Genomic DNA, 24,431 nt, shown 5'->3' on the forward strand with positions numbered 1-24,431 from the left:
TCCGTCCACACATCTGGTGGCAATTTAGGTTGCCTGAGGCATTGACCGCCAATCTATGCGGTGCTTAACATATGACGTCTGCTCATCAACGATCTTCGATCATCGGCCCCTGTGCCATGCGACAGCTCGACAACCTGCCGTACGGCTCCGGGTGTCGGGAACGGTCCAGGAGGCGAATCAGATGTTCGGTAGAGAGAGTGCCGGCGGGGTGGCACGACGCTGGTCATGGCGACACACGCGCCGTCCACGTCGGTTAACGGCCGCGCTGGCGGGGGCGCTCGTGGGGGCGGCAGCCGTGCTGACCGCCGTCGCCTCCCCGGCGCAGGCGGCGACCGCCATCACCATCAACGGCGGGTCCGGTGGACGGGCGCTCGACGGGATCGGAGCGGTCAGCGGGGGCGGTGGCAACAGCAGACTGCTGATCGACTACCCGGAGCCGCAGCGCAGCGACATCCTGGACTACCTGTTCAAGCCGGGCCGTGGCGCGGCGATGCAGCTGCTGAAGACGGAGATCGGCGGCGACACCAACTCCACCTCCGGCGCGGAGCCCAGCCACGAGCACACCCGGGGCGCCATCAACTGCAACCGGGGCTACGAGTGGTGGCTGATGGAGCAGGCGCGGGCGCGCAACGCCAACATCGCCCTGGCGGGCCTGGCCTGGGGCGCACCCGGCTGGATCGGCAACGGCAACTTCTGGTCCAACGACTCGATCGAGTACCTGGTCGCCTGGCTCGACTGCGCGGCCACCCACGGGCTGACCATCAACTACCTGGGCGGGTGGAACGAGAAGGGCTACAACGCCACCTGGTACAAGAACCTGCGCTCCACCCTCAACTCGCGCGGCTACAGCAGCGTCAAGATCGTGGCCTCGGACGACTTCGGCTGGGGCGCCGCCGACGAGTCGCTGCGCGACCCGGCGTTCGCCAACGCCGTGCAGGTCTTCGGCAGCCACTACGTCTGCGGCTACCGCAGCGCCCAGTCCAGCTGCCCCAGCTCGAACAACGCGATCTCCACCGGCAAGGCGCTCTGGGCCAGCGAGAACGGCTCCGACGACTACAACGCCGGCGCGCAGGCCCTGGCCCGGGGCATCAACCGTGGCTACATCGACGGCAAGATGACCGGCTACATCAACTGGCCCGCCATCGCCGCCATCACCCCCAACATCCCGTGGGCCACCACCGGCGTGGCGGTGGCCCAGCAGCCCTGGTCCGGCGCCTACTCGATCGGCAAGAGCGCCTGGGTGATGGCACAGACCACGCAGTTCACCGCACCGGGCTGGCGCTACCTCGACGGATCGAGCGGCTATCTCGGCGGCAACCGCAACAACGGCAGCTACGTGTCGCTCAAGTCCACAAACAACAGCGACTACAGCACCATCATCGAGACGATGGACGCCGGATCGGCGCAGACCCTCGACTTCACCGTCACCGGCGGGCTGTCCACCGGCACCGTCCGCGTCTGGTCGACGAACGTCAGGTCGAACAACACCGCCGACCACTTCGTCCGGGGCAGCGACATCACGCCGAGCGGCGGGCGTTTCTCGCTCACCGTCCAGCCCGGCTACGTCTACAGCATCACGACGACCAGCGGGCAGGGCAAGGGCACGGCGACCAGCCCGGCGCAGGGCACCCTGAAGCTGCCGTACAGCGACACCTTCGACAGCTACGACGTCGGCCGTGAGGCCAGGTACCTGATGGACCAGCAGGGCTCGTTCGAGATCGCCGCCTGCGCGGCCGGCCGCTCCGGCCGGTGCGTACGGCAGATGTCGGAGCAGACGCCGATCTTCTGGACCTCCGGCCAGGCCGAGCCGTACACGCTGCTGGGTGACCTGAGCTGGCGCAACTACACGGTCTCCTCGGACGTGCTGCTGGAGAAGTCCGGCTACGCGCAGCTCATCGGGCGGGCGAACACCTACAACCACCAGGGGCCGCAGAACCTGAACGGCTACTACTTCCGGGTGACCGACGGTGGCGCCTGGTCGATCCGGAGCAACAACACCAGCGGCAACTGGCGCACGCTGGCCAGCGGGAACACCTCGGCGCTGGGCACCGGACGCTGGCACACGCTGGCGTTGACGCTCAACGGCAGCACCCTCACCGCGAGCATCGACGGCGCCACCGTCGGCACGGCCTCCGACTCGACGTGGGTCGCCGGCCAGATCGGTTACGGCACGGGTCAGGGAGTCACCGCCCAGTTCGACAACCTCTCCATCACGCCGGTCGGCAACTCCGGTGAGCCCGGCCCGACCGGGACGATCCGCGGCGCGGGCTCCAACCGATGCCTGGACGTCAACGGCCAGAGCCAGGCCGACGGGGCGGTCGTGCAGATCTGGGACTGCAACAGCGGGGCCAACCAGCAGTGGACGCTCACCAGCAGCAACCAGCTCACCGTCTACGGCAACAAGTGCCTCGACGTGGCGAGCACCGCGACGGGCAGCCGCGCGCGGATCATGACCTGCAACGGTGGCGGCGGCCAGCAGTGGCGCGTCAACGGCGACGGCACGATCACCGGGGTCGCCTCGGGGCTCTGCCTGGACGTCAACGGCGCGGGCACCGCGAACGGCACCGCCGTGCAGATCTGGACCTGCACCGGCGGCAGCAACCAGCAATGGATCCGCGGCTGACCGACAAACCAGTACCCGATTGACGGCTCCCGGCCGCTCACCCGAGCGGCCGGGAGTCGCCGTTCCGGCGCGGGCTCCACGTCGGAGGGTCGGGGCGTATCGTGTGGTGGCCGCGCCGCTGCCGGCGACATTCACTCGGGCGGCCGGCAGCCGTCACACGGGGGAGGTCTGATGGCGCAGTTCCCGAGCGCCGATTTCGGGGCGGCGACCGAACGGTTCGTCGCCTCCTGGGCCGCGGACATCTCCGCGCGGGCCGCCCGGGCGCACGAGCTGTCCGAGCGCGTCGCGGCGATGTCGGCCACCGCCGAGGGCGCGGACGGCGCGGTCCAGGTCACCGTCGCCGCGTCCGGCGCCATGACCGACCTGCGGCTCGACGATCGGGTGCTGCGCTGGCGGGCGGACGAGATCGCCGCCGAGGTGCTGGCCGTGATGCGCCGGGCGCAGGGACGGTTGGCGCCGCAGGTCGCCGAGGCCGCCGCGGAGACCGTGGGCGCCGACTCCGAGACCGCCCGCGCCGTCGTGGGCAGCTACGAGTCGCGCTTCCCGGAGGTGCCCGACGACGAAGAGGGGTACGGGAGCTGGGGTGGCCGTGGGCGCTGAGGCAGCCGGGTTCGAGGTCACCACGGCGGCGCTGACCACCCACGCCCGTTCCGTCGACCGGATCTCCGCCGGGGTCGGCGTCGCACACGACGCGGCGGCGTACGTGCGGATGGGCGCCGACGCGTACGGGCACCTGCCGGTCTGCCAGGCCCTCCCGTTCCTGCTGGACTTCCTCCAGGGCCCGGCCACCGAGGCCCTCGCGGCGGCCCAGGAGGCGTTGCACAGCGCGGCCGGGGCGCTCGACGAGACGGTCGACGCCTACCACGACACCGACGCGACGATCTCCTCCTCCCTCGGGCGGATGCACCGGTGAGCACCGACGTGGCGAACCCGCTGATCGCCGCTCGGCAGGACACCACCACCTCGTACAGCGGCCTCGGTCTCGTCGAGAGCCTGGTGGACCTGCGCAACGGCATCGAGAGCGGCTCCTGGGTCGACCTGACCATCGGCGGCTTCGGCACCTCGATGGAGGTGCTGGCGACCTGCGTCGACCCGATCGGGTCGATCGTCTCCTGGGGGGTGGCCTGGCTCATCGAGCACGTCAAGCCGCTCTCCGACGCCCTGGACTGGCTGGCCGGTGACCCGGACCAGATCACCGCGTACGCGCAGACGTGGCACAACGTCTCACGGCAGGTCAGCGACCAGGCCACCGCGCTGTCCGAGGCGGTACGCACCGAGATCGCCACTTGGACGGGCCCCGCGTCCGAGGCGTACCGCCGCTACAGCGACCAGCACCTGCGCCACCTCGCCGGCCTGGCGGACGCCACCGACCTGATCGGGACCGTCGTCGAGGGCGCGGGCCTGCTGGTGGCGCTGGTCCGGGAACTCGTCCGGGACCTGATCGCCGATTTCGTCTCGGTCCTCGCCGTCCGGCTGTGGGTCTGGCTCGCCGAGGCCGGCCTGACCCTGGGCGCGGCCACCCCCCTGGTCGCGGCGCAGGTCTCGTCGCTGGTCGCCAAGTGGGCCGCCAAGGTCTCCGGGCTCCTCACGGCGCTGGCCCGCAGCGTCAGCCGCCTGCGGCCGATCCTGTCCAAGCTCGGCGAACTGCTCGACACCCTCCGCACGGCGTTGCGCGGCCTGCGGCGTACCCCGGGTGGGTCGCGCTCCACCGACATGCCGGCCCCCGGCCCGGGCGCGCGCGGCTACACGGATCCGGCCGGCGGGGGGCATCCGCCGCCGAGGGCCCGGCAGGACGACTGGCCTCCCGACGTCGACCGCGAGCCGGGACCGACCGGCGGCGGCCCGGCGCACGGCGGACCCCCTGGAGCCGGCGGACCCCCCGCAGACGGCGGACCCGGCGGACCGCCGCACGACGGCGGTGCAGGTTCCAACGGCGGTGCAGGTTCCGACGGCGGCGCAGGGCACGACGGCGGTACGTCGCACGACGGCGGAGAGCCGACGGACCCCGACGGGAGCGCCACGCCGGAGGCCGGTGCCGACGCCGATCCGCGGCTGCCCGATCATGCGAGCGAGGCCGAGTTGCGGCTGCTCGGCAGGGAGGTGCACAGCATGACCGAACTCGACCCCGGCGGACACGTCAACGACGCGTACGACGTCACGTTCACCGACGGCACGCACGGCGTCTACAAGCCGAACGTGCCGGAGAACGAGTTCGTGCAGGTGCGCTCCACCATTCCGGAGAACCAGTTGGCCGCGCGTGAGGTCGCCGCCTCGCGCCTGGACGAGGATCTGGGCTTCGGTCTGGTGCCGACGACGGCGCGCTGGGACGGTCCACACGGGGCCGGGTCGATGCAGGAGTTCGTGGAGAACGCGAGCCCGGGCCGCCCCGCCAACGCGTATCCGGCCGCCGAGAGCGAGCGGATGGCGGTGCTCGACTACATCAGCGGCAACACCGACCGACACATGGGTAACTACCTGACCGGGCCGGACGGTCGGTTGGTCGCCATCGACCACGGTTACTCGTTCCCGGAGTCGAACGCCGAGCCGTTGCGTTCGGACTTCGTCACCCAGCAGATGAACCGGCCGCTCAGCCCGGAGACGATGGCCCGACTCCAGGACACCGACCCGGCGGTGCTGGCGGACCGGCTGCGCGGCACCGGCCTGAGTGAGCAGGCGCTCTCCGGTGCGATGGACCGGTTCAACGAGATCCGTGCCCGAGGCATGATCACGGGCGAGGCGTGGAACGCTTTCCGCCCGCCGAGCCCGTGGTGAACAAGCCGTGGTGGACCAGGAGGCAGGCATGACCGAGCAGGCGGCGACCAGGGTGGCGCTGTACACGTTCGCCCAGCACACCAACCGTCGGGTGGCCGAGTTCCGGTGGCAGCCCGGCCAGCCGGTGTCGCTGACCGTCCTCGACCCGGAGTGGGGGGCGCTCGCACAGGACTTCTACGACAACGGTGTGCCGGTCGGCGCGGAACGGGTGTCACCGGAGGCCGGTCCGGAGTTCATGCGCGCCCTGCTGCAACGGTTCCGGATGAGCTACTACAAGTTCGTGGACGAGAGCGCCTGACCCGCGCCCTCCCCGGCGACTCCGCCGCCCTTTTCGTATCCTGGCGGGGCGTGGGCATCCGACCCGCCGTACCGAATGGGGTGACCACAGCATGACGGCGGTACCGGACCAGCGGGCGACCGCCGTACGCTCCTCGGAGGCCGGGCAGGCGGCGCAGGAGGATCTGCGCACGCTGTTCGGGCAGTCCATCGCGGTGTTCGCGTCCCTCGCGGGGCCCACGCACGTGGTGGAGGCGGCGAATCCGGCGTTCTTCGCCGCCGTCGGTTCCGAACGCGCGCGTACCGGCATCACGGTCGCCGAACTGCTGCCCGAGTTGGCCGGTCAGGGCTTTCTCGACCTGCTGGACGAGGTCTACCGCACGGGCGAGCCGTACACCGGCCGGGACGCCCGGATCGTGCTGGGCGTCGGCCCGCGCGCGCGGGAGGCGTTCTTCGACTTCACCTACGAGCCGCGCCGCGACGCCGACGGCACGGTGACCGGCATCCGGGTGATCGGCGTGGAGATCACCCAGGTCAAGCACGCCCAGCGGTTGATGGCCGAACACCGCGCCCTGCTGGAGCAGATCGCGCGCCAGGCGCCCCTGGCCGAGGTGCTGGACGGGATGGCCCGCTGCATCGAGGACCTGGCGCCCGAGCAGGTGCTCGTCTCGGTGCTGCTCGCCGACGCGGACGGCCGGCACCTGCGCCACGGTGCCGCGCCGAGCCTCCCCGAGTTCTACAACGAGGCCATCGACGGGATCGCCACCGGCGAGGGTGTCGGCTCGTGCGGCACCGCCGCCCACCGGCGGGAGCCGGTCATCGTCACCGACATCGCCACCGACCCGTTCTGGGCGGACTTCCGCGAGCTGGCGGAGCGGGCCGGCCTCGCCGCCTGCTGGTCGATGCCGATCCTGGCCCGCGACGGCGGCCTGTTGGGCACCTTCGCCATGTACCACCGCACGCCGCGCGTCCCGCAGGACACCGACCTGGCCCTGGCCCGGGTCTTCGCCGACACCGCGGCCCTGGCCATCGAGCGGCACCGGGTCGAGCAGGCGCAGACGGCGGCCGAGGCGCGAGCCCGGGCAGCCCACGAGGAGCTGGCCCGGGCGGTACGCGCGGAACGGCAGTTGCGCGCCGAGGCGGAGCAGCGTGCCGCCGCCGCCGCGGAGCTCACCGAGCGGATGCGGACCGCCGCGGCGGCCCAGGCGGCCCGACCGCATCCGGAGCACTGCCAGCTCGGCGGCGGCCAGGGCTGCTCCGCACCCGCCCGGATCAAGATCGCCGACTCGTGGGGCGACTCGGCCTGGGGCTGCGACGCCCACGTGGAGGAGGCCATCCTCAACGTCCGGTCGGTGTTCATCGCCAGCGAGGAACTCGGCGGCCTCGCCGCGTACGTCAACCGCTGACCGCTGCCGGTCAGGCCGCGACGGCGGCCCGCACGTCGTCGTCGGCGTCGCGCAGCCGTGCCGCGGCCTCCTCGGCGGTGCAGTGCGCGAGCAGCAGCACGATGGCCGTCTTGGCGTGGCCGTGGGCGGCGGCGAGCGCACCGGCGGCGGTGTCGAGATCGGTCTCGGCGGCCTCGGCGACGATGCGGCGGGCCCGGTCGACGAGCTTCTCGTTGGTGGCGTTCATGTCCACCATCAGGTTGCCGTAGACCTTGCCGAGCCGGGCCATCGTGGCGGTGGAGAGCATGTTGCAGACGAGCTTCTCGGCGGTGCCGGCCTTGAGCCGGGTGGAGCCGGTGAGCACCTCGGGACCGGTGGGCACCTCGATGGCGACGTCGGCGTGCCGGCTGGCCACCGCGTCGGTGTTGCAGGCGACGGAGACGGTGGTCGCCCCACGAGTGCGGGCGTGAGCCAGTCCACCCACCACATAGGGGGTACGACCGCTGGCCGCGAGCCCCACCACGGTGTCGCGGTCGTCGACGCCGATCGCGTCGAGATCGGCGACGGCCCGGGCCGGGTCGTCCTCCGCGCCCTCGACGGCGACACCGAACGCGCCCGCCCCGCCGGCGAGCAGCCCGATGACCCGCTCGGGCGGCGTACCGAAGGTGGGTGGGCACTCGACGGCGTCGAGCATGCCGATCCGGCCGCTGGTGCCGGCGCCCAGGTAGATCAACCGACCGCCTCGGCGCAGCGACGCCACGATGACGTCGACGGCGGCCGCGATGTCCGGCACGGCCCGGCGGACGGCGTCCGCGACCGTACGGTCCTCGTCGTTCATGGCGAGGAGCATCTCGGTGGGCGACATCCGGTCGAGGTCGGTGGTCTTGTCGTTGCGGGTCTCGGTGCCGAGGGTGCTGAGGTCCACGGGGTGTTCGTTCCTTCCGCTGGTGTCTCAGTCGCCGACCGGGCGAGTGCTTCCTGACCAGTTCGGCGACGCGTGCCAGATCGTTGAGAATCCGTCGGCAACGCACCGTTTGGGCCTCGCGTCCGCCCCGTATCAGCAGGCTGAGACCACAGCGTAACCAGACCGGAGGGGCACTGGCAAAAAGTTTCGCGATAGTGTGGGCCAACGTCACTTATTGACAACCCCGCTGGTTGGGAGTGAACCGTGCGTCAACTCGACCTTGTCGTGATCGTCCTGTACCTCGTGGTGATCGCCGCTGTCGGACTACGCCTGTCCGGCAAACAGAAGTCGTCCAAGGACTACTTCGTGGGCGAGGGCAAGCTGCCCTGGTGGACCGTCTCGTTCTCCGTGGTCGCCACCGAGACCAGCGTCCTGACGGTGATCAGCGTGCCCGGCGGCGCGTACAGCACTCAGGGCTTCGGCAACGTCGAACTGGCCCTCGGCTACGTGATCGGCCGCGTGATCGTGGCCGCGGTGCTCATCCCGCTCTACAAACGGGGTGGCTTCGTCAGCGCCTACCAGTACCTCGGTGAGCGGTTCGGCCTGAAACTCCAGGGTCTGGCGTCGGTCACCTTCGTCTTCACCCGCCTGCTCGCCGAGGGCGTACGACTGTTCGCCTCGGCCATCCCGATCAAGCTGCTCCTCGACGAGTTCGGGCTGAACGTCGGCTACCAGGCGATCATCATCGTGCTGACGCTGATCACGGTGGTGTACACCTACCTCGGTGGCATCAAGGCGGTCATCTGGACCGACGCCATCCAGATGGGCCTCTACCTGGGCGGGGCGATCCTGGCCATCGCGGTGCTCAGCCACGCCATCGGGTTCGACGGCTACTCGCAGGCGCTGGACGCCGGCAAGTTCCAGCTCTTCGACACCAACTTCGACCTCGCGCACGTGCTCACCAGCCCGTTCGCCCTGCCGACCGCGATCATCGGTGGCGCCATCTTCGCCATGGCCAGCCACGGTTCGGACCAGCTCATCGTCCAGCGCATCCTGTCCACCCGCACGCTGCGCGAGGGTCAGTTGGCGATGGTCTCCTCGGGCATCTTCGTGGTCATCCAGTTCGCGGCGTTCTCGCTGGTCGGTGCGCTGCTGTGGTCGTACAACAAGGGTCAGACCTTCAAGGAGCTGGGCCTGAGCAGCACCGACAACCTGTACCCGAACTTCATCCTGCACGCCCTGCCGGTGGGCATCTCCGGCCTGCTGGTCGCCGGCATCCTCGGCGCGGCGATGGGGTCGCTGTCGTCGGCGCTGAACTCGATGTCGAACTCCACGGTCGCCGACTTCATCCACAGCTTCTTCAAGAAGGTCCCGTCGGACGACACCATGCTCCGGCTGGCCCGGGTGATGACCCTGGTCTGGGCGGTGCTGATGGCGATCTTCGCCTGCGCGTTCAGCTCCAGCACCGGAAACGTCTACCTGACCGGTCTGACCATCGCCGGCTACACCTACGGCGCGCTGCTCGGGGCCTTCCTGCTCGGCCGTCTCGTCAAGCGGGCCAACCAGGTCGACGCGGTGATCGCCTTCCTCGTCACGGTCGCGGTGATGACCTACATCGTCCGCTACGTCAAGATCGATGTGACGACGGCCGGCACCACCACCGCGACCGCCATCGCCGCCCAGTGGCTGGTGCCGATCGGTGTCCTGATCACCCTGGCCGTCGGCGCGGTGTCGAGCCTGTTCCACCCGGCGCCGACGCCGTACGACCACCGCCGCGTCGACGATGACGACGAGACGGCGGCGGCACCCGTCGGCCGGGCATGAAGGAGACCGCCATGCGCGTGATCGGCCTGATGTCCGGCACCTCGTACGACGGCATCGAAGCCGCCGCCGCCGAGTTCACGCTGACCGGCGACACCCTGCGGATGCGACCGCTGGGCCGGCTCAGCCACCCGTACCCGGACGAACTGCGTGCCCGGATCGCCGCCGCGCTGCCACCCGCGCCGACCACCACCGAGGCGATCTGCGTGCTGGACACCGGCATCGGCCAGGCGTTCGCCGAGGCCGGCACGCGGGCCCTCGCCGAGCTGTGCGACGGTCGGGCCGACCTGGTCGTCTCGCACGGCCAGACCATGCACCACTGGGTCGAGGGCGGCGTGGTCCGGGGCACCCTGCAACTGGGTCAGCCGGCCTGGATCGCCGAGGCCACCGGTCTTCCGGTCGTGGCCGACCTGCGCAGCCGCGACGTCGCCGCCGGCGGGCAGGGCGCACCGCTGGTCGCCCTCTTCGACACGCTGCTGCTGCGCGGGCTGCCCGGCGTCCCGGCCGCCCTGAACCTCGGCGGGATCGCCAACATCACGGTGGTCGCGCCGGACGCCGATCCCCTCGCGTTCGACACCGGACCGGCCAACGCGCTCCTCGACGCCGCCGTACGTCACTTCACCGGTGGTGCCGAGGAGTACGACCGGGACGGGCGCGGGGCAGCCGCCGGGCAGGAGAGTCCGGCGCTGCTGCGGCGGCTGCTCGACGAGCCGTACTACCGGCTGACCGGCCCGAAGACCACCGGCAAGGAGCTGTTCCACCTGCCGTACCTGCTCGCCGCCCTGGCCGACGTGCCCACCCCGGACCCACGGGACGTGCTGGCCACGCTCACCCGGCTGACCGCGCTCACGGTGGCCGACGCCTGCCGCGCGCACGGCGTCACCCGGCTCGTGGTCTCCGGCGGCGGGGCGCACAACCCGACCCTGATGGGCATGCTCGTCGACGAGTTGCCGGGCGTCGACCTGACGTCCAGCGACGAGGTGGGTGTCGCGTCGGACGCCAAGGAGGCGCTGGCGTTCGCGCTGCTGGGCTACCTGACCGTGCACGGGCTGCCGGGCACCCTGCCCTCGGGCACCGGCGCGCGGCACGCCTCGGTGCTCGGCAGCATCACCCCCGGCCGCGAGCCGCTGCGGCTGCCCGCCCCGGCCGGCACAGCCCCGAACCGGCTGCTGCTCGACACGGCCGACTGACCGCCCCTTTCCGGGAGGATCCGCCATGAGCACCGTCGTACCCGCGCCGACCGCCGCCGGCGTCCGTGCCCGCGAGGTCGCCGACCTGCTGCGTTCCCGGCTCGACGATCCGAGCCGGGCCAGCGCCGAACTGCCCCGGCGTCTCGCGGCGGCACACGACGCCTCGCCGTACCTGTTCGAGCCGCAGGCGGTGGTCCGCGCCGCCTCGGCGGCCGAGGTGGGCGCGCTGATGGCCGGCGCCCGGGAGGCCGGGGTGCCGCTGACCCTGCGCGGCGGCGGCACCAGCCTCGCCGGCCAGGCCGGCGGGGCGGGCGTGCTGGTCGACGTCCGCACCGACTGGCGTGCCGCGGAGGTGCTCGACGACGGGCGGCGCATCCGGCTCCAACCCGGACTGACGATCCGGCAGGCCAACGCCCGGCTGGCCCGCTACGGCCGTCGGCTCGGCCCGGACCCGGCCAGCGAGGCCGCCTGCACGGTGGGCGGCATGGTCGCCAACAACTCCAGCGGGATGACCTGCGGCACCACCGACAACGCGTACCGCACGATGGAGTCGCTGCGCTTCGTGCTGCCGTCCGGCACGGTCGTCGACTCCGCCGCCCGCGACGCCGACGAGCGGCTGCGGGCCGCCGAACCGGAGCTGCACGCCGGGCTGCTGCGGCTGCGCGACCGGGTGCGGTCCGACCCCGGCTCGCGGGCCACCGTCGAGCGGCTGTTCGCCATGAAGAACACCATGGGGTACGGGCTGAACTCGCTGCTCGATCACAGCAGCCCGGTCGACATGCTCGCCCACCTGATGATCGGCAGCGAGGGCACGCTCGGCTTCGTCGCCGAGGCGGTCTTCCGTACCGTCGAGATCCACCCGCATGCCGCCACCGGGCTGCTCATCCTGCCCGGACTCACCGACGCCACCGACGCGCTGCCCGCCCTGCTCGCCGCCGGCGCGCGTACCGCCGAACTGCTGGACGCGGCCGCGCTGCGCGTCAGCCAGCGCGACCCCGGCGCGGGCGCGGCCCTGCGCGGGCTGACCGTGACCGGCCACGCGGCGCTGCTCGTCGAGTTCGCCGAGGACAGCGCGGAGCATCTGGCCGCGACGCTCGCCGACGCCCGGGGTGTGCTCGATCGGCTGCCCGCCGTCACCGGCACCGAGCTGACCCGTGACCCGCGCGAACGCGCCAAGCTCTGGCACCTGCGCAAGGGCCTCTACACGGCGGTCGCCGGGGCCCGCCCGCCCGGCACCACGGCGCTGCTGGAGGACATCGCGGTGCCGATGCCGCGCCTCACCGGCACCTGCGACGGGCTGATCGACCTGTTCGAGCGGCACGGCTACCCCGACGCGGTCATCTTCGGACACGCCCGCGACGGCAACCTGCACTTCATGCTGACCCAGTCCTTCGACACGCCGGCCGAGATCGACCGCTACGCGCGGTTCACCGACGACATGGTCGACCTCGTGCTCGCCGAGGGCGGCACCCTCAAGGCCGAGCACGGCACCGGGCGGGCCATGGCGCCCTTCGTCCGCCGGCAGTACGGCGACGAGCTGTACGACGTGATGCGCGAGCTGAAGCGGCTGTGCGACCCGACCGGCCTGCTCAACCCGGGCGTGCTGCTCAACGACGACCCGAGCGTGCACCTGCGGCAGCTCAAGGCCGTGCCGACGGTCGACGAGGAACTGGACGCGTGCGTGGAGTGCGGCTACTGCGAACCGGTCTGCCCCACCGCCGACGTCACCACCACCCCCCGCCAGCGCATCGTGCTGCAACGCCAGATCGCCCTCGCCACCGCCGCCGGTGACGAGGAGCGCCGCCGGGAGTTGACCGACGACTACGCGTACGCGGCCGTGGACACCTGTGCCGCCGACAGTCTCTGCGTCACCGCCTGCCCGGTCGGCATCGACACCGGGGCAGCGATGAAGCGGCTGCGCGCCGAGCGGCACAGCCCGCGCGCCCAGCGCACGGCCGCCGGTGTCGCCCGGCACTGGAAGGCCGCCGTGGCGGGCGTCCGGGTCGGGCTGAATACCGCGCACGTCACCCCAACGCCGGTGGTCCGCGCCGCCACCGGGATGCTCCGGTCCCTCGGCGGCACCGAACTCGTCCCACAGTGGAGCGACGACATTCCGCGTGCCGGCGCACCCCGTCCCACGCCGCGCAGCACGCCCGACGCCCAGGCGGTGTTCTTCGCGGCCTGCATCGGCAGCGTCTTCGCGGCCGAGGACGGCCCGTCCGGTGGCTCGGCGGCGGCGTTCCTGCGGCTGTGCGAGCTGGCCGGGGTGCCGGTCGTCGTACCGGCCGGCACGGCGGGCCTGTGCTGCGGAACGCCCTGGCAGTCCAAGGGCTACCCGGCCGGGCACCGCGAGATGGCCGAGCGCACCCTGGCCGTGCTCTGGGCCGCCAGCGACCAGGGCCGTTTGCCCGTCGTGTGCGACGCGTCGTCCTGCACCCACGGCCTCGCCCAGTTGACCGCCGCCCTACCGGAGGAGGACCGGGCCCGGTACGCCGGACTGCGCGTCGTCGACAGCGTCACCTTCACCGCCCGGCACCTGCTGCCGGCGCTGCCCGAACCCCGGCGACTCGGCTCGCTCGCGCTGCACCCCACCTGCTCGACCGTGCACCTCGACGGCGTCGACGACCTGCACACGGTGGCCCGGGCGGTCGCCGACACGGTGACCGTGCCGGACAGCTGGGGGTGCTGCGCCTTCGCCGGTGACCGGGGTCTGCTGCATCCCGAGGTCACCGCCGGCGCGACCGCCGCCCAGGCCGCCGAGGTGAACGAGCGTCCGCACGACGCGTACGCCTCCTGCAACCGCACCTGCGAGCTGGGCATGAGCCGGGCCACCGGGCAGCCGTACCGGCACGTGCTGGAGGTGCTCGCCGAGGCGGTCGAGCCGCCGGCCTAGCCGACGAGAGTCGACGCCCGTGCGGTGTTCGCGTACCGGTCGTCGCAGCACGATGGGCAGTCCGCGACAGCCCCCGTTGGGGGGCCGGACTGCGCTGCCGGCCGCACCTCCCTGCAATGTCCTGTGCATCCTTTGCTCTGCTTCAACATAGGCAACGGCAGACGTCCGATTACCGGACACGCGGTGTTGCGTGGAGTGAAGCAGAGCAAAGGCAACAGAACAGGGGTACGCCGTCAGCGCCGCGCGCAGGAAGCGCAGGCCGTTGGTGGCTCAGCGATTGGCGCTGAGAAACCCGATCAGGGTCGCGGCCCACCAGCCGAGCTGGGAGGTGAGGGCGGCGGCGACGCCGGGCAGTAGTGCGGCCCAGGGCGGACGGCCCTGGGCCGCGACGAGCCGGTCCCGCACCCGGCCGAGGAAGAGCCCGTTGACGCCGACCGCCAGCACCGCGAACAGCTTGACCCACACCAGCGCGGAGGACGTGTCCGGTCCCAACACCGCGCCGCTGACGACGAGACCGACCAGACCCAGCCAGATGAGCGGGTGAGCTGCCCGTGCCGCGTTCAGCACGGCGTCGAGCGGTTCGCGGCGCAGCAGCCAGCGCAGGCTGAACCAGTCCACCGTCAACACCGCGCCGAAGCCCACCACCAGGCAGGTCAGATGACCGAAGAGGGCGACCGTCCGCCCGGCCGGGGAGAGGGCGACGTGCGGCGCGGCGAGGATCGCGAGCAGCCACCCCAGGCCCACCATCGCGGTCGCGCCGACGAGGGTGCCGTGGCTCGGGGCACGGCGGTGACCGCCGCGCCAACCCGCCGTCGGTGTGGTCGCCGCACCCTGGCCGCGCGGCGCCGCCCCACCGGTACGACCCCGCCGGACGCTGTCCGCGTACCCGGTCGTCGCGGCACGGTGGGCAGCCCGCGGCACCCGCGCCGGACCGCCCACGGTGTCGTACCGGTCAGTGGTCCGCATCGCCGGTCGCGCCGGGCCGACCCGCCAGAGCGGTCAGCTCGGCGGCCCGCGTCGTCTGGATCCGGCCGGCGAGCGCCCGCACCTCCGGGCTGCCCCCGGCGTTCTGCTCGCCCCGACACAGCACGACCGTCTGCTCGAGGTGCGCCCGGAGCAGGCCCACGGCCCGGGACGGCACCTCGTCGTCGGGGGCGGCGCGCAGCTCGGCAAGGCGGTCGTCGGTCACCATGCCGGGCATCTGGTGCCCCTCGTGGATGTTCTGCTCCGGGACGTTGCCGGCGGCCAGCAGACGCCGCAGCTCCGACACCTCGGTCCGGTGCGCCGCCCGGATGTCACCGAGGACGGCGCGCAGCGCGGGGTCGGTGGCCGAGGGACGGGTGTCGAGGTGGTCGATCAGCGCGAGCGCGCCCTCGTCCATCGGGAGCAGCAGTTGGATGAAGGCGTCGTCGGTGCCGTTGAGCAGCACCGACGCGGCAGGCGCGGCGGCCGACGACGCGGGCGCGGCGGATCGGTCGGTACGGCTCGCGTGCCGGGTCAGGCCGACGGCCAGCGTCGTCGCGGCCAGCGTCACGGCGACACCGGCGATCCGCCAGGCGGGGGCCCTGCGGGCGATCATCAGCGCGCGGCCTGGAACGCGCGGCCCACAGCCGTGGCCCTGGTGCCGTCGCTGAACAGCCCGGACTTGTCCTTGTCGGTCGCGGGCAGCCCGAACCAGGCGTACCGCTGCACGTAGGAGAGTTGGCCGAGCATGCTGGTGGCCGCGGTGAGGAAGGCGGCCTGCTGCTCCTGGCTCGGGAACACCTGACGCCCGCCGTCGTAGCGGATCAACGCGAACTCGGTCAGCCAGATCGGCTTCCTGTACCGCTGGTACACGGCTTGCAGGTACTGCCGGAGCTGGTTCACCGCCGCGGCGGTGGTGAAGTCGGCGCCGTACCAGTGCAGGGCGATGAAGTCGACCCGGTGACCCCGGGCCTCGGCGCCGGCCATGAACCGGCCCAGCCAACCCTGCGGGTCCGCGCCACCGAAGGCGACCGCCGGGCTGCTCAGTTTGCTGCCCGTCGCCATCAGTTGCGGCCACAGGTCCAGTGCCTGCTCGACGGTCATGCCCGCCTGCTCGGCCAGGTCCGGCTCGTTGAAGCCGAGCAGGTAGGGCCCGGCCGCCCGGGCCCGGGCAAGGTCTGTGGCGTTGACGTTCTCCGCACTACGGATCATGGGCACGAACGCCGCGCCTCGCGGAGTGGTGATGCCGGGATGTTGGGTGCCCCAGGTGTAGTACCAACCGGCCTTCGAGTTGGCCAACGCCTGACTCGCACCCGCGAAGTCCCACACCCCGACGCCCTTGCGCGCGGAGCTGACCGCCGGCACCACCGGCGCCTTCGAGGGGGACGGACGAACGCTCGGTGACGGCGACTTGCTCGGCGAGGCGACGACGGTGGGCGAGGCGGGCGGCGCGGCGGCCCAGGAGGGCGCGGCCTGTGGCGCGGCGGCCGGATCAGCCGGCAGCAGCACCACCAACGCGGTGACCGCGGTGACCGCCACCGCCACCGAGGCCGCGAGGGACGGCAGCAGGCCACTGGGCGCGTGCGCTGCCAGGCCGGCGAGGTTCGACGACGGTCCGACGGCCGGTGCGACGACCATGGGCGCGGTCGCCTGCGGGATGTGAGCGCTGAGGCCGGCCGGCAGCGGCAGCAGCGACATCCCCGCGAGCAGCCGGTCGATCGGCAGGAAGGCGGCGCCCAGGCGGCCACAGAACGCGCAGTCGCGGACGTGCCGGGCCAACCGCTTGCGCCACAACGGGCTGGGGTTGCCGTCCCACTCGGCCGTCGCGGCGCGCAGGTCCGGGCACCCGGGTCGTTCGTGCAGTGCGCGGACGACACCTCGGGCGCTCTGGATCTGCTCCTTCATCCGGTGGATGCGTACGGCGACGTGCCCCGGCGACAGATTCGCCGCCTCGGCGATCTCGGTACGCGTCAGCTCGCCGGTCTCCTCCAGCCACCACAACGAGAGCAGTTCCTGGTCGTCCGGATCGAGCCACCGGGTGGCCTCGGCGACCTCCCGCCGCTGGTCGGTGAGGCCGAGCCGGAGGATCGTCATCCCGGCGAAGTCGGAGGCGGGGTCGGGCACGTTGTGGATCGCGTCCAGTCCGGCGTCCCGGTTGAGGGCGACCCGTCGGCGCTGGTCCCAGTCGCGTACCTGCCGGATGGTGATCGCCACCAGCCAGGACCGGTACGCCGTCGGGTCGTTGAGGGTGGGCAGGTGCCGGATCACCCGTACCAAGGTCTCCTGGACCACGTCGTCGACGTCGGCGTGGCCGCGCAGCGCCCGCCCGACGATGTTGTAGACCAGCGGAAGCGAGGCCGCCACGAGGTCGTCGAGAGCGCGCCGGTCGCCCTGTCGCGCCGCGACGACCAACCCGGAATCGGGTACTGCCCGACCGGCTGACGACATGGGTTCCACTCCTTGTGCGCTCGACGAGAACAGCGCCGGTGCGCGCTGACCGCTCCTGATCGGAGACGAGCGGTGGCAGGTCAGATTACGGTTTTCTGCTCGGACCGGACACCGGCCTCGGCGGCGGGCGTGATCTGTCCGACTCACCCTGCCGGGTCCGGCCGGCACCGATACGGTCGAGGCTGCGGTAAGCGGGCGTGGTGCGCAAGGACGGGGATGGGACATGACGGTTCAGATCGATCTCGCCGGTAGGACCGCGCTGGTCACCGGCTCGACCCAGGGCATCGGCGCGGCCATCACGGTGGGGCTCGCGCGGGCGGGGGCGCGGGTGGCCGTGAACGGCCGTACCGCCGCCGGCGTGGAGCGCGCGGCGAAGGCGCTGCGCGACGAGGTCCCCGGCGCGGAGGTCGTCGAGGTGGCTGCGGACGTGTCGACCGACGAGGGTACGGCTCGCGCGCTCGACCTGCTGCCCAGCGTCGACATCCTGATCAACAACCTCGGCGTCTTCGGTCCCACGGCGGCGTTGGAGATCTCGGACGACGAGTGGCGTCGCTACTTCGAGGTGAACGTGCTGGCCGGCGTCCGGCTGACCCGCGCCTACCTGCCGGCGATGATGGATCGCGGTTGGGGGCGGGTGCAGTACATCGCCAGTGACTCGGCGGTCGTCATTCCCACCGAAATGATCCACTACGGCGTCTCGAAGACCGCCCTGCTCGGCGTCTCGCGCGGGTTCGCGAAGGCCGCGGCCGGCACCGGCGTGACCGTCAACTCGGTGCTCGCCGGGCCGACCCACACCGGCGGCGTGGAGGAGCTCGTCGCCGATCTCGTGGGTGACAGCCTGCCCTGGGAGGAGGCCCAGCGGGAGTTCATGCGCCTGCACCGGCCGCAGTCGCTGCTCCAGCGGCTCATCGAGCCCGAGGAGATCGCCAACATGGTCACGTACCTCGCCTCGCCGCTCGCCTCCGCGACGACCGGCGCGGCGGTCCGGGTGGACGGCGGGTACGTGGACGCCATCGTGCCGTGACGGTGGCGGGCGCTCAGAACTGGACGACGTGACCGACCCGTGGGGGCGTACGGCCGGCGAGAACGTCGAGCCAGGCGTCCCGCAGCGCCTCCGGGCCGTGGCCGACCCGCACGTCGAGCCACCCGCTCACCACGGGGACGAACCGCTGCCAGGCGTCGGTGAACCGGGCGTCGAGCCCGTCGCGCCCCCAGTCCTGGCTGCGCTTGCGCATCTGCACGGGCGCGAAGAAGACCTCCCCGGCGGCGTCGGCGTTTGGCGTCTGGGTGGTGAGCCCGACGGCGATGTCCCGGACGAGCCGGTCGCCGAGGTGTCCGCGGAGCGCGGCCCGGGTCGCGGGCGCGCCGGACAGGTCGAGGTACGCGGTGTCGACCACGTCGAGCGTGTCGATCGCGTCGTACGGCACGACGTCGTCGTAGCAGCCCAGCGACCGGGTGAACGCGAGGTTGCCGGGCGAGGTGAGCCCGACCAGGCGCGCGCCGCGGCCGTGCAGTTCACTCGCGGCGGCGTAGGCCGTCTTGCTCGACGCCGACGACAGGACCAGCGCCTGTGCGCCGTAGAAGTCGTTGTCGACGACCTGGTCGGCCAGCATGAACGAGGTGAAGAAGAGCGGCCGGAACAGGATCAGCAGATCCTCCTGCTCGGCCCGGTAGGCCGGGTCGCCGTCGGTCGCCCGGTACGCGTTGTACGGCGAGGGCAGCCCGGCGCGGTGCGGGCTCGCGTCGCGGAACCCGGACGCGTCCACCCGGTCCGGCCGGACCACCAGGTGGCCGGCGGGAGGTAGATAGCCGTAGACCCGTCGGCCCACCTCGACATCGGCGACCGTCGACGCGACCACCTCGGCGAACCCCCACAGCGGCGGAAGCCCCCACTGTGGATCGAGCCCGCGCGGGCCGGGCGGGAAGAACTCCCAGTAGCGCATCGCCTCGCCGAGCACGGCGTAGGTCACGTTGTTGGCGGTGAGACCGACACGGTCGACGCGCAGCAGCGCCGCTCCGTCGGGCAGGGCGGGCACGTCGCCGTCGGCGAGGGTGGTGCGCCCGAGGTCGCTACGGGCCACGGCGAAGGTCCACGAGTCAGCCATGGTGTGACGCTAGACAGCCCTCGATCCCGAGACAAGTGCACTCAGAGTGCAAAATCCCACTCGACGGTCAGGGGTGGGGCGCGGTGACGTGGCGCAGGTGCCCCAGCGGGAGGTGCTGCGGCTGCCACTCCAGGATCAGGGCCGTCGCGTCGTCGTCGAGCTGCTCGTCCTGGTAGGCGAGGACCGCGCGCACCAGCCGCCGCATCGTCTCCGGGCTGGGCTGGCTGTCGTTGAGGGCGCGATTGACGAAGTCGACGAGCCGGTCCAGACCGAACCGCTCCCCGTCGACACTGCGCGCTTCGGTGATGCCGTCGGTGTAGGCGAGGAGGCGGTCCCCCGGGTGCAGGTCCTCCTCGTACACCCGGGGCCTTCTCTCCGACAGGTGACCGAGGCCGAGCGGCAGCGCGGTCGGCCCCGGCAGCTCCCGGATCGCCTTGCCGTCGCGCAGCAACATGGCGCCGGGGTGACCGGCGTTGATGATGCTGAGCCGGCCGGTCCGCCGATCCAGTTCGGCAAGCAGCGCGGTCGCGAAATAGCTCGGGTGCTCCGAGCGCACCCAGCGGTCGATGCTGATGGCCGTGTCCACCAGGTCGAGGCCGGACCGGCGGGCGTTGCGGTACGCGCTGACCACCAGCGACGCCAGGCTGCTCGCCCTGATGCCGTGCCCACAGGTGTCGAAGAGCCCGACGCTGAGCACGTCGCCGTTCAGCGCGTAGTCGAAGATGTCCCCGCCGACGTCGTAGCACGGTTCGAGGATCGCGGTGACCACCACATCGTCGGTCGCGAAGGTCAGCGGCGGCAGCAGTCCCCACACGATCTCGGCGGCGACCTGCATCGGGAGGCGGCGTCGCATCCGCTCGACGACGTCGCCGTAGAGCCGGCGATTCACCAGGACCTGGGCGACGTTGACCGCCAACTCCCAGACGGAACCGTCCGACGCCGGGTCACCCGCGGCCGGCGACACGACCTCCAGAACACCGAGCCGCTCACAGCCGAGCAGCAGAGGCACCCAGAGTCGGTCCGGGGATTCGGCGGCTCGCTGCACGTCGAGGGTCGTGAACGCCCGCCCGGCCAGCGTGGTCTCGATCGTCAACTCGTCCCGGGTCAGACCGGCGCCCAGCATGGGCACGAGGCAGGACTGGGTGTAGTCGGCCAGGTAGATCACGATCTCGGTGGCGCCGATCGCCGGCGCCGCCCGGGTGACGAGGAGCGACAGCTCGTCCGGCCCGCCTCGGGGTGCGTTGAGCTGTAGCCAACGCGCCGCGTCGCCAGCGTCGACCACGCTCCACCTCCCCGTGTCCTGACCACCCTAGGAGCACGGGAGCGAACTGCCAATGTGCGCCTGACCTCGCCCCACCTTCGCCCACTCATACTTTCGGCTAGTAATAGCTGGCCCTTTCGGGTAGCGTCGGGACTGGCACACGAACGACATGACGCGGTGGCGAGGCCCGGGTTGTGGAACCTCCTCGACAGCGCATCCCGTCCGTCCATGCGCTCCGGCGGCAGCCGGTTCGGATCTCTCTCCGGTCGGCCTCGTAGACGGGCACCCGTGGAGAGGACCGTCCCGTGGCCACCACCACCGGCACTGCTCACGACCACCGGCGTACGGACGAACTGATCGTCGAACTGGTCACCCTTGCGGCCGACGACCCGCGCCGACCGGCGCTGCGGGACCGCGCCATCGAGGCGTGGATGCCCCTCGCCCGGCACCTGGCCCGCCGCTACTCCGGGCGCGGCGTGCCCGACGAGGACCTGACGCAGACCGCCATGGTCGGCCTCGTCAAGGCCGTCGACCACTTCGACGCCGACCGTGGCGTCGACTTCAGCGGGTACGCCATCCCGACCATCGCCGGCGAGATCAAGCGGTACTTCCGGGACCGCACCTGGGCGGTGCGGGTGCCGCGCCGCCTCCAGGAACTGCGGCTGGCGATCAGCGTCGCCAACAGCACGCTGACGCACACCCTGGGCCGCTCGCCGACGGTCGCCGACGTCGCCGCGCACCTCGACGTCTCCGAGGAGGCCGTGCTGGAAGGGCTGGAGGGCGCCCGGGCGTACCGGTCGACCTCACTGTCCACCCCGGTGGGCGTCGACGGCACCATGGAACTCGGCGACACCCTCGGCGTGGACGACCACGAGCTGGACCTGGTCGACCTCCGCGTCGCCCTCGGCCCGGCGCTCGCCACGCTGCCGGAACGCGAACGCCGGATCCTCAGCCTGCGGTTCCACGGCAACCTGACCCAGGCCCAGATCGCCGAGCGGATCGGCGTCTCCCAGATGCACGTATCCCGACTGCTCACCCGGGCGCTCGCCACGCTGCGCGGACACCTCGCCGAGGACATCGGCTGAGCCGGTTCAGGGCTCCAGCACCACCTTGCCGGGCCGGGTACGGGCCTCGGCGAAGGCCAGCGCGGCGGAAACCTCGGTCAGGGGGTAGCGGGCGGCGATCTGCGGCACCAGCACGCCCTGGCGGAGCAGGTCGAGCACGGTGCCGAGGTCGGTACGCAGCCGACGCCGGAACGCCGCGCCACGGGTGAGACGACCGGCCCAGAAGTTGTAGAAGCCGACCCGGTGACCGTTCGGCAGGGCGTTCCAGGTGTAGAGCCGCGCCAGCAGCTTCACGAAGACCCAGGCGATCGACCGGGCGGCGCCGGTGGCCGAGGCGGTGCCGTAGACGATGAGCGTGCCACCGGGAGCGAGCAGCCGGTACGAGGTGCGTACGCCCGGACCGGCCACCGGATCGAAGACGGCGTCGACACCGCCCGGGGACAGGGCCCGTACGCGCCCGGCCAGGTCCGGGGCGCGGTAGTCGAGCGGTTCGACGCCGAGCGCCCGCAGCGCCTCGTGGTGTCGCGGGGCCGCGGTGCCGATGACCCGCAGCCCGAGGTGGCGGCCGAGTTGGACGAGGACCGTTCCCACACCGCCGTTCGCGCCGTGCACGAGGATCGTCTGCCCGGCCCGCAGCCGGGCCCGGCCCAGCATCTGCCAGGCGGTCACCCCGTTCACCACGACGGTCTCGACCTCGGCCGGGTCCAGGCCGGGTGGTACGGGCGTGAGGTCGTCGACGTCCACGACGGCGTGCGTGGTCCAGGCGCCGGTCTTGGTGACCGCCGCGACCCGGGTGCCGACCAGCGACTCGTCACCACCCGCTCCCACCGCGTGAACGGTGCCGACGAGGTCGTAGCCGGGCACGAACGGGAACGCCGGCTGACCCGGGTAGAGGTTCCGGCGCATGCTCTGCTCGGCGTACGAGATGCCGGTGGCCTCGACCTGGACGAGCGCCTGCCGTGCGGCGGGCACGGGCATGGCGCGTTGGTTGATCTGGAGCCCGTCCGGCTCGACCACGCCGGGCAGTACCACCTCGGTGATCATTGCGCTGCTGCTCATCTGTCGCCTCCTGTTAGTGAGTGGGCACTCACACACATTGTGGGTGGAAAAAGTGGGCCGCCAGGAGCGGCCCGGGCCTTTCTCGGACGTGGGTGGTCAGGGATGCCGGATGCCGGCGGTCAATGCGCGCGCCCAGGGCTCGGGCACCTGCTCCAGGCCGGCCGTCACGATCAGGTGGCAGAGCTGGCCGTACGCGAAGAACTGCTGCACCTGGGCGTCACCGGCCCCGGATCGGTTCTGCACGAAGGTGGCGACGCGCCGGTAGCCGGCCCGCACCGCCTCGGCGATCTCGGGAACGTCGGTGACCGCCTGCGCCTGCACCTGGAGCAGCAGGAGATCACGGTCGGCGATCAACTCGGCGTAGGCGCCACCCATCGCGTCCAGGATCTCGTCCGGGCCGGCGTCACCGGCGCGCTCCGCGCCCATCCCGAGCGCCGCGACGATCCGCTCGAAGCACGCCTCGGCCGCCGCCACGAACAACCCGAGCTTGCCGTTGAAGAGCCGGAAGACGTACGCCTCGGAGATGCCGGCGGCGGCCGCGACCGCGGTGACCGGCGTGGCGTGGAAGCCGGTACGCGCGAACGCCGACACGGCGGCGTTCAGGACGGTGGCCCGGCGGGCCTCGGCGGTGGATCTCATGTTTGTGAGTGTGCACTCACAAACATGATGGCGTCAAGCCCAGGCTCACTCCGAGGGATAGAGGCGAGCCGGATCGCCGGGCCGGATGCTGTCCACGCCGTCGTCGGGGGTGCTGGCGGCGATCGAGCCGAGCAGCGCGAGCAGGCGCTCGGACTCCGTACCGGGCTCGGCGTGGTAGATGACCAGGAGCTGCCCCTCCGCGCCGGAAATGGCGAGCTTGTCGCAGTACAGGTCGAGATCACCCACCTCGGGGTGGTGCAGCCGGCTCACCACGCCCTCCCGCCCGCGTACCTCGTGCCGGGCCCACAACTGGCGGAAACAGTCGCTCTTCAGCGACAACTCCCCCACCAGCGCGGCCAGCCGGGGGTCGTCGGCGTCCGCGGCCGAGTCGGCGCGCAGCTGACCCACCACCTTCTGCATCGCCTGCCGCCAGTCCCGGAACAACTCCCGCTCCGCCGCGTCCAGGAACACCGCGCGGAGCCGGTTCGCACCCGGGGCGAGGTTCGGCGACAGCGCCCTCGCCATCCGGTTCGACGCCAGGATGTCCAGGTAGCGGTTCTGCACGAACGCGGGCATCGAAAGCTGCCCCACCAGGTGGAGCACACTGGCCGGTACGCGCTCGGCGGCCGGTCGGACCGCCCGGCGCGACCGCGGCCGGGTCAACCCGATCATGTACGCGGTCGCCTCCGGATCCAGTCGCAGCACCCCGGCGAGCGCGTCGAGGACCTGCACCGAGGGGTGCCGCTCACGCCCCTGCTCCAACCGCAGGTAGTAGTCGGCGCTGATCCCGGCCAGCATCGCCACCTCCTCGCGCCGCAGCCCGGGCACCCGACGCAGGCCGACGCCCGGGCCGAGGCCCACCTCCTCGGGTCGGATCCGCTCGCGACGGGCCCGCAGGAACTCGCCGAACTGGTTGGTGGCGTCCATGCCCTCGACGGTAGATCGGAAGGTGACCCGGTGACTGGTCGTGTCACAACCAGGAACACCTCGCCCTGCCGGTCCGGCCGCGAACGACGGACAGTCGTCCT

Annotated in this window: 20 protein-coding genes; 11 read left to right on the forward strand and 9 right to left on the reverse strand. The window is 72.1% G+C overall.

The features are described from left to right. Nucleotides 1-181 precede the first annotated feature (181 nt). The 6 genes from AC3EN4_RS01345 (at nucleotide 182) to AC3EN4_RS01370 (ending at nucleotide 7,077) form a co-directional block, all read left to right on the forward strand. A complete protein-coding gene (locus AC3EN4_RS01345) occupies nucleotides 182-2,623 on the forward strand; it encodes a ricin-type beta-trefoil lectin domain protein (RefSeq protein ID WP_435204136.1) in 2,442 nt (813 codons plus the stop codon). Between the two features lie 171 nt (nucleotides 2,624-2,794). After that, nucleotides 2,795-3,223: a YbaB/EbfC family nucleoid-associated protein gene (locus AC3EN4_RS01350; protein WP_435204137.1), complete on the forward strand. Its 429-nt coding sequence runs from the start codon at nucleotides 2,795-2,797 to the stop codon at nucleotides 3,221-3,223. Next, complete coding sequence (locus AC3EN4_RS01355) at nucleotides 3,213-3,536, forward strand: hypothetical protein (protein WP_422738064.1); 324 nt, start codon at nucleotides 3,213-3,215, stop codon at nucleotides 3,534-3,536. The genes AC3EN4_RS01350 and AC3EN4_RS01355 overlap by 11 nt, the downstream gene beginning before the upstream one ends. Then, nucleotides 3,533-5,395 (forward strand): WXG100-like domain-containing protein, encoded by a 1,863-nt coding sequence (locus AC3EN4_RS01360; protein ID WP_435204138.1) that lies wholly within the window; start codon nucleotides 3,533-3,535, stop codon nucleotides 5,393-5,395. Before AC3EN4_RS01355 ends, AC3EN4_RS01360 begins: the two co-directional genes overlap by 4 nt. Nucleotides 5,396-5,423: 28 nt before the next feature. Then, nucleotides 5,424-5,693: a hypothetical protein gene (locus tag AC3EN4_RS01365; protein ID WP_435204139.1), complete on the forward strand. Its 270-nt coding sequence runs from the start codon at nucleotides 5,424-5,426 to the stop codon at nucleotides 5,691-5,693. Nucleotides 5,694-5,784: 91 nt separating this feature from the next. After that, nucleotides 5,785-7,077, forward strand: coding sequence for a GAF domain-containing protein (locus tag AC3EN4_RS01370; RefSeq protein ID WP_435204140.1), 1,293 nt, complete (start codon nucleotides 5,785-5,787; stop codon nucleotides 7,075-7,077). Nucleotides 7,078-7,087: 10 nt separating this feature from the next. Here the strand turns inward: AC3EN4_RS01370 and murQ are convergent, their stop codons facing one another. Next, nucleotides 7,088-7,981, reverse strand: coding sequence for an N-acetylmuramic acid 6-phosphate etherase (gene murQ / locus AC3EN4_RS01375; protein ID WP_422738060.1), 894 nt, complete (start codon nucleotides 7,979-7,981; stop codon nucleotides 7,088-7,090). Between the two features lie 243 nt (nucleotides 7,982-8,224). Between murQ and AC3EN4_RS01380 the strand changes: the two genes are divergently transcribed. The 3 genes from AC3EN4_RS01380 to AC3EN4_RS01390 are packed head-to-tail and all read left to right on the forward strand — an operon-like array spanning nucleotide 8,225 to nucleotide 13,864. Beyond that, the gene (locus AC3EN4_RS01380) at nucleotides 8,225-9,784 is read left to right on the forward strand and encodes a sodium:solute symporter (protein WP_435204141.1); all 1,560 of its coding nucleotides are present in this window, start codon (nucleotides 8,225-8,227) and stop codon (nucleotides 9,782-9,784) included. Nucleotides 9,785-9,795: 11 nt separating this feature from the next. Further along, entirely contained in the window at nucleotides 9,796-10,971 is a 1,176-nt protein-coding gene (locus AC3EN4_RS01385; RefSeq protein ID WP_435204142.1) for an anhydro-N-acetylmuramic acid kinase, read from the forward strand. Nucleotides 10,972-10,996: 25 nt separating this feature from the next. Then, nucleotides 10,997-13,864, forward strand: coding sequence for an FAD-binding and (Fe-S)-binding domain-containing protein (locus AC3EN4_RS01390; protein ID WP_435204143.1), 2,868 nt, complete (start codon nucleotides 10,997-10,999; stop codon nucleotides 13,862-13,864). A gap of 270 nt (nucleotides 13,865-14,134) precedes the next feature. On the opposite strand, the gene AC3EN4_RS01395 is transcribed toward AC3EN4_RS01390, so the two are convergent. Genes AC3EN4_RS01395 through AC3EN4_RS01405 form a run of 3 tightly spaced genes read right to left on the reverse strand, consistent with a single transcriptional unit; the run spans nucleotide 14,135 to nucleotide 17,275 of the window. Beyond that, the gene (locus AC3EN4_RS01395; RefSeq protein ID WP_435204144.1) at nucleotides 14,135-14,830 is read right to left on the reverse strand and encodes a hypothetical protein; all 696 of its coding nucleotides are present in this window, start codon (nucleotides 14,828-14,830) and stop codon (nucleotides 14,135-14,137) included. Continuing rightward, nucleotides 14,817-15,443 (reverse strand): DUF305 domain-containing protein, encoded by a 627-nt coding sequence (locus AC3EN4_RS01400; RefSeq protein WP_435204145.1) that lies wholly within the window; start codon nucleotides 15,441-15,443, stop codon nucleotides 14,817-14,819. Before AC3EN4_RS01400 ends, AC3EN4_RS01395 begins: the two co-directional genes overlap by 14 nt. After that, a complete protein-coding gene (locus AC3EN4_RS01405; RefSeq protein WP_435204146.1) occupies nucleotides 15,443-17,275 on the reverse strand; it encodes a sigma-70 family RNA polymerase sigma factor in 1,833 nt (610 codons plus the stop codon). The genes AC3EN4_RS01400 and AC3EN4_RS01405 overlap by 1 nt, the downstream gene beginning before the upstream one ends. Nucleotides 17,276-17,498: 223 nt before the next feature. On the opposite strand from AC3EN4_RS01405, the gene AC3EN4_RS01410 reads away from it, so the two are divergent. After that, nucleotides 17,499-18,299, forward strand: coding sequence for an SDR family NAD(P)-dependent oxidoreductase (locus tag AC3EN4_RS01410; protein ID WP_435204147.1), 801 nt, complete (start codon nucleotides 17,499-17,501; stop codon nucleotides 18,297-18,299). Between the two features lie 13 nt (nucleotides 18,300-18,312). Here the strand turns inward: AC3EN4_RS01410 and AC3EN4_RS01415 are convergent, their stop codons facing one another. Both AC3EN4_RS01415 and AC3EN4_RS01420 read right to left on the reverse strand, forming a co-directional pair. Next, entirely contained in the window at nucleotides 18,313-19,380 is a 1,068-nt protein-coding gene (locus AC3EN4_RS01415; RefSeq protein ID WP_435204148.1) for a DUF2855 family protein, read from the reverse strand. A 67-nt stretch (nucleotides 19,381-19,447) separates the two neighbouring features. After that, nucleotides 19,448-20,662, reverse strand: a complete 1,215-nt coding sequence (locus AC3EN4_RS01420; protein WP_435204149.1) for a PP2C family protein-serine/threonine phosphatase — start codon at nucleotides 20,660-20,662, stop codon at nucleotides 19,448-19,450. 332 nt (nucleotides 20,663-20,994) lie between these two features. Between AC3EN4_RS01420 and AC3EN4_RS01425 the strand changes: the two genes are divergently transcribed. Then, on the forward strand, nucleotides 20,995-21,726 hold the full coding sequence (locus tag AC3EN4_RS01425) for a SigB/SigF/SigG family RNA polymerase sigma factor (protein ID WP_435204383.1): 732 nt from the start codon (nucleotides 20,995-20,997) through the stop codon (nucleotides 21,724-21,726). Nucleotides 21,727-21,732: 6 nt separating this feature from the next. Here the strand turns inward: AC3EN4_RS01425 and AC3EN4_RS01430 are convergent, their stop codons facing one another. From AC3EN4_RS01430 to AC3EN4_RS01440, 3 genes are all read right to left on the reverse strand, one after another. After that, a complete protein-coding gene (locus AC3EN4_RS01430) occupies nucleotides 21,733-22,764 on the reverse strand; it encodes a medium chain dehydrogenase/reductase family protein (protein ID WP_435204150.1) in 1,032 nt (343 codons plus the stop codon). Nucleotides 22,765-22,860: 96 nt separating this feature from the next. Further along, nucleotides 22,861-23,403 carry a TetR/AcrR family transcriptional regulator gene (locus tag AC3EN4_RS01435; RefSeq protein WP_435204151.1) on the reverse strand — a complete coding sequence of 181 codons (543 nt, stop codon included), beginning with the start codon at nucleotides 23,401-23,403 and terminating at the stop codon, nucleotides 22,861-22,863. 45 nt (nucleotides 23,404-23,448) lie between these two features. Then, on the reverse strand, nucleotides 23,449-24,330 hold the full coding sequence (locus tag AC3EN4_RS01440) for a helix-turn-helix domain-containing protein (protein WP_435204152.1): 882 nt from the start codon (nucleotides 24,328-24,330) through the stop codon (nucleotides 23,449-23,451). Nucleotides 24,331-24,431: the final 101 nt, after the last annotated feature.

The sequence above is a fragment of the Micromonospora sp. bgisy143 genome (assembly GCF_057708145.1).